General features: G+C 67.8%; 15 protein-coding genes. 11 read left to right on the top strand and 4 right to left on the bottom strand.

The annotated features are described in order from the left end of the window. Positions 1-96: 96 nt before the first annotated feature. The 3 genes from MUG96_RS09455 (at position 97) to MUG96_RS09445 (ending at position 2,034) form a co-directional block, all read left to right on the top strand. Entirely contained in the window at positions 97-861 is a 765-nt protein-coding gene (locus MUG96_RS09455; RefSeq protein ID WP_246981888.1) for a CAP domain-containing protein, read from the top strand. Between the two features lie 64 nt (positions 862-925). After that, positions 926-1,207, top strand: a complete 282-nt coding sequence (locus MUG96_RS09450; RefSeq protein WP_246981886.1) for a winged helix-turn-helix domain-containing protein — start codon at positions 926-928, stop codon at positions 1,205-1,207. Positions 1,208-1,263: 56 nt separating this feature from the next. Continuing rightward, positions 1,264-2,034, top strand: coding sequence for a creatininase family protein (locus MUG96_RS09445; protein ID WP_246981884.1), 771 nt, complete (start codon positions 1,264-1,266; stop codon positions 2,032-2,034). 35 nt (positions 2,035-2,069) lie between these two features. Here the strand turns inward: MUG96_RS09445 and MUG96_RS09440 are convergent, their stop codons facing one another. Continuing rightward, positions 2,070-2,525, bottom strand: a complete 456-nt coding sequence (locus MUG96_RS09440; RefSeq protein ID WP_246981882.1) for a MaoC family dehydratase — start codon at positions 2,523-2,525, stop codon at positions 2,070-2,072. 51 nt (positions 2,526-2,576) lie between these two features. Continuing rightward, positions 2,577-3,332, bottom strand: coding sequence for a cytochrome c oxidase subunit II (coxB, locus tag MUG96_RS09435; RefSeq protein WP_246981880.1), 756 nt, complete (start codon positions 3,330-3,332; stop codon positions 2,577-2,579). 236 nt (positions 3,333-3,568) lie between these two features. Between coxB and cyoE the strand changes: the two genes are divergently transcribed. The 6 genes from cyoE to MUG96_RS09405 all read left to right on the top strand — a co-directional run bounded on the left by cyoE (position 3,569) and on the right by MUG96_RS09405 (position 8,795). Beyond that, positions 3,569-5,008, top strand: coding sequence for a heme o synthase (cyoE, locus tag MUG96_RS09430; RefSeq protein ID WP_246988658.1), 1,440 nt, complete (start codon positions 3,569-3,571; stop codon positions 5,006-5,008). Then, positions 5,005-5,685 (top strand): DUF7546 family protein, encoded by a 681-nt coding sequence (locus tag MUG96_RS09425; protein WP_246981878.1) that lies wholly within the window; start codon positions 5,005-5,007, stop codon positions 5,683-5,685. Before cyoE ends, MUG96_RS09425 begins: the two co-directional genes overlap by 4 nt. Before the next feature lie 76 nt (positions 5,686-5,761). Further along, positions 5,762-5,992, top strand: coding sequence for a SelT/SelW/SelH family protein (locus MUG96_RS09420; protein ID WP_246981876.1), 231 nt, complete (start codon positions 5,762-5,764; stop codon positions 5,990-5,992). After that, positions 5,992-7,020 carry a sodium:calcium antiporter gene (locus MUG96_RS09415; RefSeq protein ID WP_246981867.1) on the top strand — a complete coding sequence of 343 codons (1,029 nt, stop codon included), beginning with the start codon at positions 5,992-5,994 and terminating at the stop codon, positions 7,018-7,020. Before MUG96_RS09420 ends, MUG96_RS09415 begins: the two co-directional genes overlap by 1 nt. A 39-nt stretch (positions 7,021-7,059) precedes the next feature. After that, on the top strand, positions 7,060-8,046 hold the full coding sequence (locus MUG96_RS09410) for an ABC transporter ATP-binding protein (RefSeq protein WP_246981865.1): 987 nt from the start codon (positions 7,060-7,062) through the stop codon (positions 8,044-8,046). Then, on the top strand, positions 8,043-8,795 hold the full coding sequence (locus MUG96_RS09405) for an ABC transporter permease (protein ID WP_246981863.1): 753 nt from the start codon (positions 8,043-8,045) through the stop codon (positions 8,793-8,795). Before MUG96_RS09410 ends, MUG96_RS09405 begins: the two co-directional genes overlap by 4 nt. 6 nt (positions 8,796-8,801) lie before the next feature. Here the strand turns inward: MUG96_RS09405 and MUG96_RS09400 are convergent, their stop codons facing one another. Further along, the gene (locus tag MUG96_RS09400; RefSeq protein WP_246981861.1) at positions 8,802-9,962 is read right to left on the bottom strand and encodes an ATPase domain-containing protein; all 1,161 of its coding nucleotides are present in this window, start codon (positions 9,960-9,962) and stop codon (positions 8,802-8,804) included. 67 nt (positions 9,963-10,029) lie between these two features. Continuing rightward, entirely contained in the window at positions 10,030-10,683 is a 654-nt protein-coding gene (locus MUG96_RS09395) for a DUF420 domain-containing protein (protein WP_246981859.1), read from the bottom strand. Between the two features lie 151 nt (positions 10,684-10,834). Here MUG96_RS09395 and MUG96_RS09390 point away from each other — a divergent pair, with 151 nt between their 5' ends. Both MUG96_RS09390 and meaB read left to right on the top strand, forming a co-directional pair. Beyond that, entirely contained in the window at positions 10,835-11,251 is a 417-nt protein-coding gene (locus tag MUG96_RS09390; protein WP_246981857.1) for a cobalamin B12-binding domain-containing protein, read from the top strand. After that, complete coding sequence (meaB, locus tag MUG96_RS09385; protein WP_246981856.1) at positions 11,248-12,303, top strand: methylmalonyl Co-A mutase-associated GTPase MeaB; 1,056 nt, start codon at positions 11,248-11,250, stop codon at positions 12,301-12,303. Before MUG96_RS09390 ends, meaB begins: the two co-directional genes overlap by 4 nt. Positions 12,304-12,362: the final 59 nt, after the last annotated feature.

Raw genomic sequence — 12,362 nt, 5'->3', positions numbered from 1 at the left:
GGCGAGTCACGCCCCCCGGCCGTCGACGGCACACGACGACACGGCGAGCCGTACTCCACCCAACATTGATTTACCAGTTGGGTTAACCCTCGTGGTATGGTAAACAAAACGGCACTTGGTGTGCTGGGCGTCATCATCCTCTCGTCGATGGGGGTGGGCATCCTCATCGGTATGCAGATGGGTGGCCCCGTGAGCGGCCAGACCGCCGACGGGAACGAGACCGGCGGCGACGCGACACCGCTCCCCAACGAGACGACGAGCAGTCCGACGCCGTTCCCCGAAGCCCCGCCGACTGCTGTCGGTCCCGGCGGGCCGAGCCCGACGGTGACGCTCGCCGAGCGGACGACGGTCTCGTACCGCCGGTTCGACGAGAACCGTATCGCGGCGCTGGTGAAAGACCGCATCAACGACCGCCGGGAGCGGGCCGGGCTCTCCCCGCTACAGGCCGACGGTAACACCGTCGACCGGCTCGACGCGATGGCGACGACTCACAGCATCGCCATGGCGGACGCCGGGAAGGTCCGGAACTTCCTCGACGGGAACAGCAGTGCCGACCGCTACCGGGATTTCGGGCTGTACAGCTCGTGTACCTTCTCCAACGAGGCGGAGACGTTCATCGTCGACGCCGACGGGAACCAGCTCGAAGTCATCGGCGAAGCCAGCGCCGGCCGCGCGTACGGCAGTCAGGCCAACCCACGGTTCAACGAGAACGAATCACAGGTCGCGGACCAGATCGTCCGCGAGTGGTGGGCCGACCGGGCCAAACGCGACCGACTCTCCTGGGATAACGCCGAGCGCATCGGCGTCGGCGTCGAGGTCACCCAGGACGGCAGCGTCTACACGACCGCGAACCTCTGCTGACGCCGCGTTTCCCGGTTCGGCGTGACAGCAACGGTCACGTTCGGCGATGCTGTTATATGTCACCATGACCCATGAAACGGTGACTATGGGGCGACCGAACTGGATGCGGCCGGCCGACGAGGAGATCCTCTCGGAGCTACACGAGCAGCGGCCGGAGTATCTCCCGCTCGTCGCGAACAGACTGGGGATGCATCTGGGGTACGTCGAGCGCCGCTGTGACGAACTCGTCGAGCAGGGACTGGTCGAGGCGGTGAGCGAGGAGACGGTGTACCGGACGACGGACCTCGGTCGGCAGTACCTCGCCGGCGAGGTCGACGCCACGGCGCTGTCCGCACGCGGGGACTGACCGGGTGTGGGCGAGAGTGGCTGGATTGATACGGCTCGGGCGCCTGGAGTCGGGTAATGTTACTCGCTGATCGGACCTGGCCGGAACTCGGAGAGTACTTCGCGGACGAGTCGCTGGCGTTCGTCCCGCTGGGGTCGACCGAACAGCACGGGCCACACCTGCCCGAGGCGACCGACGCCATCATCGCGGAGGGGTTCGCCCGGGCCGCCGCGCGCCGGACCGGGTTCCTCTGTACTCCCACTGTCGACATCGGCGTCTCACCCCACCACCGACAGTTCCACGGGACGATGTGGGTCGACGCGCCCGTCTTCCGGGACTACGTCGAGAGCTTCACCCGGAACCTCACCTCCCACGGCATCGACCGCGTGATCTTCGTCAACGCCCACGGCGGCAACGTCGAGCACCTCCGGGAGGTCGGTCGTCGCCTCCGCGACGCCGGCGACTGTTACGCCATCGAGTGGATGTGGGACGAGAGCATCACCGACCTGATCGAGGAGGTCTTCGAGACGCCGGGGCCACACGGCGGCCCGAAGGAGACCTCGCTGGTCTGGCACCTCGAACCCGACCTCGTCCGCGAGGACCGCATCGAGGACGCCCGCGACGGCGGCCTCGTCGACTTCGACGCGGACGCGGGCCGCGTCCACGGCGCTCGGACCTTCTACGACTCCATCGACAACACCGAAAACGGCGTCCTGGGCGACCAGACGGACGCCTCGCCGGAGGTCGGTGAAGAGCTGTTCGAGGCCGCCTGCGACCATCTCGTCGAGTTGGCCGGCTGGCTCGACGACCAGCCCTTCGAGGACCTCATGCCGAAGGCCCACGTCTGAGAGACGCGGACAGCGACAGCGTGGGCGCCCCGATCTCAGGGGTCCGCCATCGGAAAGAGCAAGAGCCCGACGAAGGTCATCTTCGTCGTGTCCTCCTGGTTCGTGGTGCGTGCCCTGCTGTGGACGACACCCATCCCCTGGGCGTCACCCCATGGCTCCTTGTCGACGACCTCCGTCTCGACCGACAGCGTCTCGTCCGGCCTGACGGGCTGGGACCAGCGGAGTTCGTCCACGCCGACAGCGCCCAGCGCCCGCGACTCGTTGAGGTAGTTGTCGACGAGCATCCGCATCGTCATCGCGGCCGTGTGCCAGCCGCTCGCGACGAGCCCGCCGAACATCGACTCTCGTGCCGCCTCCTCGTCCGTGTGGAACGGCTGTGGGTCGTACTGCTCGGCGAACTCCAGGACCTCGGCCTCGGTGACGTGGTAGTCCCCGAACGAGCGGGTCTCACCGATATCGATGTCTTCGAAGTACGGACGGTCGTCGGACATACCCCTGCGACGGGGTGAACGGAAAAAATAGTGGGGGTGAGTCGACGTGAGTCAGTTGCTGGAGCTGTTCGTCGAACTGTTGCCCGAACTGCCCGAACTCTGCTGTTCGTCGACCCACTGCTGGAACTCCTCTTCGCTCCGGACTTCGACGGAGCCGAGCATCGCGGAGTGGCCCGAGCCACAGTACTCCGCACAGTAGAGCTGGTATTCGCCGGTCTCCTGTGCCTCGGTGAGGACCTGGTTCCACTGGCCCGGGAAGGCGTCCTGTTTGAGTCCCATGCCGGGAACGTGGACGGCGTGGAGCCAGTCCTTCGAGGTTACGTTCAACTCCACTGGCCGATCACTGGGCATCACCAGCGTGTTGGTCGAATTGATGTCCTGTTCGGGGTAGTGGAACTGCCAGTTGTAGCGCTGGCCGATGACCTTGATCTCCATCGGTTCCTGTTCGGTGTCGAGTTCCTGGGTGGAACTGGCACTCACGTACGGGCTGCCCAGCACCTGGTAGGCCGCGGCGCCGACGAAGAGGAGAATGACGGCGGTCGCGACGGTCCACGTGATTTCCAGCCGGCGGTTCTCCTTCGTCGGTTTGGCCTCGTCGCTCTTGCTGAACTTCCAGACGGTGTAGATCAGGATCCCCTCGACGAGGATCGTGATGGGCACCGCCACGTACAACAGTTTGCTGTTGAGCCCCCAGATGAGCTGCTCGGTCGTCGTCGAACTCGTCTGCTGTGCCGCCACCGGTTCGACGAAGACGAGCAGGAAGGCGAACCCGAGGAGGGCCGTCAGCCCTGCGCGCTTCCCTTTCATCGTATCGGCGGTTAGGAGTTCCCGCATAAATAGCTGCTGTTGTCCGCCCAGACCGGCCGACGGGGATTCGGTACGGCCCCACATATTCGGGTCAGTGCGGACGCGACGACCCGGGTGTCGCCGGGCAAAGCGCGGGGCATAAGTGGTCCCGGTCTAAGGTTCATCTAACGAGGAATAGCACCGTGTCCATCTCCATCCCACGCCCGCGGTTCGCGACCCTGCTCGCCAGTACCGCGATGGGAATCTACCTCCTCGTGGTCGTCGGCGCGACGGCCGCGATGGCGGACGTGACGAGCGCCTGTGGCTCCTGGCCGCTGTGCCAGCAGGCACCATCCCTGGCCGAACCCGTCCTGCTCGTCGCCTGGCTCCACCGCGTGGTCGCACTCGCGGTCGGCGTCCTCACCCTCTGGACCGTCGCTGTCGCTTTCACCAGTGAGACCGTCGCCCGTCGCGTCAAGGCGGCCCTGGCCGGCTCCGTCGCCCTCTACGGCGTCCAGGTCGGGATCGGGGCGGTTGTCGCGACGAACGGTGCGAGCGCCCCCTTCCCGATGGTCCACCTCGTCGCCGGGATGGGCATCTTCGGCGGCTTGACGCTCGCGCTCGCCTGGCACCTCGAACCCCGGACGGGTGCGGACGCCAGCGAGCACGCGCCCGTCTCGACCGGCGACGCGCCCGACGGTACGGCCGGTACCGATACGCCCCACGGCCCGGGGACCGCGGCCGAGGCGACGGCCGAGACCGACACGGCCGCCGAAGCCGACGCCACGACGGCATCGGCGGCCTCCGCCGAGTCCGGGGACTCGCCCACGCTCGGTCAGCGCGCCTACGCGTACTTCCGGTTGATGAAACCGCGGTTGATGTGGTTGCTCTGTCTCGTCGCCTCGGCCGGGATGGCGCTGGCGGCGACGACCGGCGCGCCGCTCACGGTCGCAACGGTCGCGTTCACGCTCTCCGGCGGCGTCCTCGCCATCGGCGCGTCGGGCACGTTCAACCACGTTCTGGAGCGCGACGTGGACAAGGAGATGGACCGGACGAGCGACCGCCCCGTCGCGACCCACGAGATTCCGGTCCGGAACGCCGTCGCGTTCGGCCTCGCGCTGGCGGTCGTCTCCGTGACGGTCTTCCTCCAGTTGAACCCGCTGGCCGCGGTACTGGGCGTCACGGCGATTCTGTTCTACAGCATCGTCTACACGCTCCTGCTGAAACCCAACACCGTACAGAACACGGTTATCGGCGGTGCGGCGGGCGCGCTGCCGGCGCTGATCGGCTGGGCGGCCGTCACCGGCGGGATCGGCCTGCCGGGGCTCGCGCTGGCCGGGATCGTGTTCGTCTGGACGCCGGCGCACTTCTACAACCTCGCGCTGGCGTACAAGGACGACTACGAGAAGGGGGGGTTCCCGATGATGCCGGTGGTCCGCGGGGAGGCGACGACGCGGAAACACATCCTGCTGTGGCTGGCCGCGACGCTGCTGACGGCGACGGCGCTCGCGGCGTTGACGAGCCTCGGCTGGCTCTATGCCGCCACGACGACGGCGCTCGGTGCCGTCTTCCTCTGGACGGTGATCCGCCTGCACCGCGAGCGAACCGAGGGAGCCGCCTTCCGGGCGTTCCACGCCTCGAACGCGTACCTCGGCGCGCTCCTGCTCGCCATCGTCGTCGACGCACTCGCCATATGAGCACCGTCACGTCGGACTGGCTCGCGCGGGTCCGCCCGGAGCGGAAGACGCTCCTGTGGGCCGCACTCGTCGTCAACTTCGAGATACTCCTGCTCGCGTCGTACGCCGTGATCTCGGAGTCACAGCTCGTCGGCCCGCTCGCGGTCCGGTACTGGCTCTTTCCGTTCGTCTGGATCAACGTCGGGCTCTGGGCCATCCTCCGGACGCGACCGGCGCCGACCGGGACGCGCGAGCGTCGCATCGCCGCCGCGGTCGCCGTCGGCTACTTCGCCGTCCTGTCGTACTTCGGGGGGCTGATCGGTCCCGCCGCGAACCCCGCCCTCTCGACGGCCCGGGTCGTCCTGCTCGACCTCCCGCCGGGGTGGGGACCGGCGCTTCTCTACGACGGGACCGTCGTCGGCGTCACGCTCATGCCGTACAAGCTGGTCGGTTACATCTCACTCGCCTATCTCGTGTACGCAACGGTGATCGACGCGGCCGGGTCGGCCATCGGCGGGCTGCTCGGCCTGCTGTCCTGTGTCTCCTGTACGTGGCCGGTGCTGGCGACGCTCGTAACGGGCGTCGTGGGGAGCGGCACCGCGGTCGCGAGCGCGGCCTACGCACAGACCTACGGCCTCTCGACGGTCGTGTTCGTCGTCACCGTCGCGCTGCTGTACTGGCGGCCGTTCGGCCGGTGATGGGACCGGGCGCGGTCGTGTCACCACCCCGACCGTCGTCGGCGGGTTTTTGTCGCTCACTATCGCACACACCAATATGACGACCGTCGAGATCGAGTACTGCGTTCCCTGTGGGTTTCTCGACCGCGCACTGCGGATTCAGGAGTCGCTGTTGCGGACGTTCGGGGAGCGCCTCGACGCGGTAACGCTCCGGACGGGTCGGGACGGCGTCTTCCGCGTCAGCGTCGATGGAACCGTCGTCTTCGACAAGGCCGACGACGACTACGACGTCGACGAGGTCGTGCGCCGTGTCCGCGACGAGGTCTGATGGTTGGGGCTATCGGGGGCACCGGTGGGATCGCACTGGACATCGTACTCATCGGAGTGGCCGGTGTGGGGCTGTGGTTCGGGTCGGGCCTGCTCGTCGAAGGTGCCGTCGCGATAGCCGGCCGACTGGGACTTTCGGAAGCCGTAATCGGTCTGACGGTGATCGCCATCGGCACCTCCGCACCGGAACTCCTGGTGACCGGCAACGCGGCCATCTCGGGCGAGGGCGATATCGCCGTGGGGAACGTCGTCGGCTCGAACGTGTTCAACCTCGGGTTCGTCCTCGGCGGTCTGGCGCTGACCCGCGATATTCCAACGTCGCGAAACCTCGTCCGTCGAGACGGGCCGGTACTGCTCGCAGCCGCGTTGCTGGTGACGGTCTTCCTGTTCGACGGCCGGCTGAGCGCCTGGGAAGGGGGCGCGCTCGTCGCGCTCTGGGTGAGTTACGTCACGGCACTGCTTCTGGGGCTGTCGGCGACGGAAGGTGACGCAGTCAACGTCGATCCGGACGATATCGACACTGCGGTCGAGGCGGCGGTCCCCGATCTCCCCGGCGACCTGGACGAATGGGAGGGGGGCGACGAGTGGCCGCTCCCGAGAATGGTCGCGGTGCTCCTGCTCGGCCTGGTTCTGTTGCTCGGCGGGGCGCACCTGCTCGTCGGCTCCGCATCGAGTATCGCGCGGGCGGTGGGCATCGCCGAGTGGGTGATCGGCGTGACCGTCGTCGCGACGGGAACCTCGATGCCGGAGTTCGCGACGGTGACCGCGGCAGCCCGACGCGGGAGTCACGGAGTTACGGCGGGGACGCTGATCGGGAGCGACCTCTCGAACCTGCTGCTCGCGCTGGGGGTCGCCGCGGTGATCCAACCACTGCTAATCGACGTCGCGGTCGTCCCGAACTTCGGGCCGCTGGTGCTCACGGTCGGACTCGTAATCGTGCTGTCGCTGACTGGGGAGCGACTGCGCAGGCGCGAAGGGGCCTTGCTCGTCGCCGTCGCGCTGGGGCGATGGGTGATACCCCTGCTGTAAATCCGAATCCTTACGCCGGCAGGGCAGTCACGTCGGGATATGACCGCCGCCATCGTCGCCGAAGAGGTCCGCCGGGCCTACGGCGACACCGTCGCCCTCGACGGCGTCTCGCTGACCATCGACGAGGGCGAGGTGTTCGCCTGCATCGGGCCGAACGGCGCGGGAAAGACGACGCTCGTCCGCGCGCTCCTCGGGACGACCGACGCCCAGGGGAGGGTGGAGGTGTTCGGGCAGGCGCCGACAGCGGTCGGCCGCGACCGCATCGGCCTGCTCCCGCAGGCGTTCTCACCGCCCGCGCGCCTGACCGCCCGGGAACTGCTGGACTACTACGCCGGCCTCTACGACGACGCCCGCGACGTGGAGCGGGTCCTCGCCGACGTGGGCCTCGAAGCCGACGCGGACACCTGGTACGAGGACCTCTCGGGTGGACAGCAACGGCGGGTCTGTGTGGGGACCGCACTGGTCAACGACCCGGACCTGCTCGTGCTCGACGAGCCGACGACCGGGATCGACCCCGCCGGCAGACGCGCGCTGTGGCGCCTGATCGAAGCCCTCGCCGACGGCGGGACGACCGTCTTCCTGACGACCCACTACATGGAGGAGGCCGAACGGCTCGCCGACCGCGTGGGACTGCTCGCGGACGGGACCCTCGTGGCCTGTGATTCGCCGGCGGCGCTCGTCGCCGACCACGGCGGGGACAGCCGCCTCGTGATCGCGACCGACGCCGACCCCGCGGTGACGGCCGACCTCGGCTACCCGGCGGAACTGGCCGACGGCCAGCTGACGGTCTACGACGTGCCGCCGGAGGCCATCGGCGATGTCGTGGCCCGCCTCGAAGCCGCGGGCGCGACCTACGACTCGCTGACCTGGACCGAGCCCGACCTGGAGGACGTCTACCTCGACCTGACCGGCCGAGCCGTGACAGCGTCCGGCGAGGCCGTCGACCGCGGGGAGATACCGCTGGCCGATGGCGGGCAGTCCACGTCGGCCACGGACGACGCCGAGTCCGAGGAGGGGCACCGATGACCGTACTCGGCCGCGTAGCGTCCTCGTTCACCGCGGCCTCGCGCTCTTTCCTCCGCCGGCGGACGGCCGTCTTTTTCACCTTCTTCTTCCCGGTCATCATCATCCTGATTTTCGGGGCGGTCGTCCAGACCGACGCGACCGGGAGCGGCCTCTTTACCGAGCCCGCGGGCTACTACGTCCCGGGCTATCTGGCCGTCGTCGTCCTGTTCACGCCGCTCTCGCGGGTCGGGAGCGAGGTGGCGCGCCACCGTGACGGCAATCAGTTCGAGAAACTGGCGACGACGCCGCTCTCCCGGCCGGAGTGGCTGCTCGCACAGACGCTGGTCAACGTCGTCGTCATCGGTCTCGCGGGCCTGCTCCTGCTCGCTTTGATCGTCGTCGTGACCGGTGCGGAAATCACGTTTTCACCACTGCTCGTCCCCTTCGTCGCCTTCGGCGTCGCGCTGTTCTGCGGTGTGGGCGCCCTGCTCGGCAGCCTCGCGGACTCACAGGACGGGGTCATCGCGGCGAGCAACGGCATCGCCCTCCCCTTGCTTTTCCTCTCGGAGACGTTCGTGCCGCCGGTGCTGTTACCGGACTGGCTCCCCACCGAACTCTCGCCCCTGACGTACTTCTCGTGGGGCGTCCGCTCGGCCACCTTCGACCCTGCCTCGGCGCCGCTGTCTGCGATGGCCGCACTCGGCGTCCTCGCCGCGCTGACCGTCGTCTTCTTCGCCGCGGGCGCGTACGCGCTGCCGACGACGGACTGATCGCGCTCACTCGGCGCCGTCGGCCTCCGCGTTCCCCCCGCTCTCGGTTTCCGCTTCCGTGTCTCCCGAGTCTGCACCGTCGGCACCAGTGTCGCCGTCCTCGACGGCCGCGCCGTCGGTCTCGGCCGGCACACCGCCGTCCTCGACGCCGTCGGCCAGGACCTCCTCGTCGACCTTCTCGACTGCGGGTTCCCGGGACTTCTCCATCTCTTCGAGCGGGTCGAAGGTCACGATGCCACGGCCGGAGGTGTACTCGTAGGCCGACCACTCGGGGTAGGTGAGGACGCCGCTCATCTTCCGGACGCGAATCTGTTTGATGAGCGCGCCCTCGACGATGTCCTCGTTGAGCCGGACCTCGATGATACCGTCGACCATGTAGCCCATGTCGTGGGGGAACTCCAGTTCCTCGCTGGCGCGTGTCGCGCCGGCGAACACGGGGACGAACCGCCCCTTGCAGACCTCCGCGCGGACGTTCTTGACGAAGTCGTAGGCCTGGACGGGCTGGACGAGCGTTCCCAGTTCCGTCAGCGAGTCGATGACGACGATGCCGGCGTCGTCCATCCCGAGGTCGCCGAGGCAGTGGTCGAGTTCGTTCTCCAGCTGGCGGGTCGCGCTCGGGTCCCGGGCCGTCGTGGTGGCGTCCTCTGCCACGGTCGCGAGGTGGTGGTTCCAGTCGTCCATCCGGTCGAACATCCGGTCGTGGTCGTCCAGCCGATAGGTGAAGCAGTCGAGCAGGCGCAACTGCCCGGACTCCAGATACGGGAGGACGTTCCACTCCAGCGTGACGAACTTCTGAATCACCGACACCGGCGGTTCGAGGAAGGTGACGTAGACGACCGGCTCGCCGCGCTGGAGCGCCCGCCAGACCAGTTCCGCCATGATGGCTTCGGAGCGCGTTCCCGCCAGGTCGGTCAGCATGACGAAGGAGTTCCGGGGCACGCCCTGGGGCAGGCTCGCGTCGAGAGCGGCGACGTTCGTGTCGTAGCGTCGAAACCCGTGATACTGCGTGAACGCGTGCTCGGCGTCGCTCTGTGCGTCGCGGCAGGCCGCCGAACAGAACTCGTAGGTCACGTCGTCGTGCTCGACCGTCAGCGACTCGCGCGGGCACGGGAGCCGGCAGTAATCACACCGCGTGATCGTTTCGGCGTCGGTTCGGTCGTCGGCCATGTGGCTTGCGTACGTGGACCACGCAAAAAACCGTGCCGTCGGGAGAGGCGACGTGACTCGACGCCGCTTACTCCCGGTCGCCGAACAGGCTGTCCCGGAGTTCGCCGAGTCCGGGGCCGACCAGGAGCAAGAAGAGTTCGGTCCGGGGTTCCCAGCTGTAGACGTGATTCAACAGGAGGTACGTGATGACTCCGAGCGCGAGCGAGAGGCCCCACGCACCGACGGCGACGCGGCCGACGCGCTTGTGGATCGTGTCGCGCAGTTCCGACGGGGAGTGAGTCAGTCCGAGGACGACTGCGTGGAGGACGACCGGGACCGCGAGCGCCGATAGCAGGATGTGAACGGCGAGCATTCCGAGATAGGCGTAGTAGACCACGCCCTCGGCGAGGATGGCTTTCTCGAAGCCGGCACCGACCTTCACGAGGTACATGACGAGAAACACCATGATGAGCGCGAAGGCGGTCAGCATCGCGGCGCGGTGTTTGCGGACCTGGTCGGTGCGGATGAAGTAGACGCCGGCGACGATAGCGCTCAGTGCCAGCGTGTTCACCACGGCGATGGCGTCACCCAGGAGAATGACGGTGTCCCGACCGATCTCGGGGATGGGGAGCAGGCCCCCGAACGCGCCGATCACGAGCGCGTAGCCGAGGATCGACAGGACTGTGGTGACGAGACGCGGGTGTGCCCTGGGCCACTGCCCGAGGTCGTCGGCGACTGCCATACCGAACGTCGGGACCGAACTTTCTTCAGTGCGTCGCATCCGGTCGGGTTCGCGCGGGCACCGCGACGGGTCCGCTCGGAGCGGCGAACCTGTTACCTAAGTGTGGGGATAGAGGGCAAGAATGAAGCCATCCACCCCGGTACACTGTGCTATGAGTGCGGATACGGAGCAACGGACGATTCGGTGTCTGGTCGCCAAGGTCGGACTCGATGGTCATGACCGGGGCGCACACGTCATCGCGCGTGCGTTCCGAGATGCCGGGTTCGAGGTCATCTACTCCGGCCTCCACAAGTCCCCCGAAGAGATCGTACAGGCGACGGTCCAGGAGGACGTCGACGTGCTGGGCATCTCCATCCTCTCGGGTGCCCACAACACGCTCGTCCCGAAGATCCTCGACGGGCTAGAGGAGTACGACGCAAAGGACGACACGCTGCTCCTGCTCGGCGGCATCATCCCCGAGGAGGACCGTGACGACCTCTACGACCTCGGTGTGGGGAAGATATTCGGGCCCGGCGCGTCGATGGACGAGATCATCGAGTACGTCCGCGAGAACGCTCCCGATCGATGAGCGACCTGATAGAGGAGTTACTCGCCGGGAAACACCGCGCGCTCGCCCGCGTCATCACGAAAATCGAGAACCGATCACCCGGCTACCGGGACCTCGTGTCGGCCCTCCACGACCACACCGGCGGTGCCGAGGTGATCGGTATCACCGGCAGTCCCGGCGCCGGCAAGTCGACACTCGTCGACAAACTCGCCGAACACTACCGGGACGAGGGCCTCACGGTGGGTGTCATCGCCATCGACCCCTCTTCGCCGTTCACCGGCGGGGCGGTCCTCGGGGACCGCATTCGGATGGCCTCGAACCGCGGGGACATGGACGTGTTCTTCCGCTCGATGTCCGCACGCGGGACGCTCGGCGGCCTCTCGACGGCGACGACGGACGCCGTCAAGGCGCTCGACGCCTTCGGGAAGGACAAGATCATCATCGAGACCGTCGGTGCCGGACAGAACGAGGTCGATATCGTCCGGACCGCCGACACCGTGACCGTCCTCGTCCCACCCGGAAGCGGCGACGACGTCCAGATGCTCAAGGCCGGCATCCTGGAGATCGCTGACCTGTTCGTCGTGAACAAGGCGGACCTGGAGGGGGCGAACCGGACGGTCTCGGACCTCCGGGAGATGATCGAGATGCGCCGGGACGAGGTGTCGGTCGCCACGGGCCACCACGGCGCCGTCGAGTCGGACGCCGAGACCGTCGCCGTCGAGACGCGAGCCGACGAGGAAAGCGAGGGCGCGGGCTGGAAACCGCCCATCGTCGAGACGGTCGCCAAGACCGGCGAGGGACTCGAGGACCTGGTCGAGGCGCTCGACGACCACCGCGAGTTCCTGGAGACCTCCGGGCAACTCGACGAGATCGCGCGCGACCGCTACGCTTCGGAGATACGCACCCTCCTCCGGGAGGACGCCGCCGGCCTGCTGGCCGAGGAGATCGAGGCCCGCGGCGGGCTGGACTCGTTCGTCGAGGCCGTAATGGCCCGGGAGACCGACCCGTACACCGTCGCCGACGAACTCCTCGAACCCATCGAGGACTGCGTCAGCGACCGTCGCGACGAGTGAGCGAGCGGATTCCCGGATCATGGGAACGGGCGAAAGGCTCCCCAATTGCAGGCCTCGTA

The organism is Halorientalis marina (assembly GCF_023028345.1).
Taxonomy (GTDB): domain Archaea; phylum Halobacteriota; class Halobacteria; order Halobacteriales; family Haloarculaceae; genus Halorientalis; species Halorientalis marina.
This window is presented reverse-complemented; position numbering and strand designations above follow the sequence as displayed.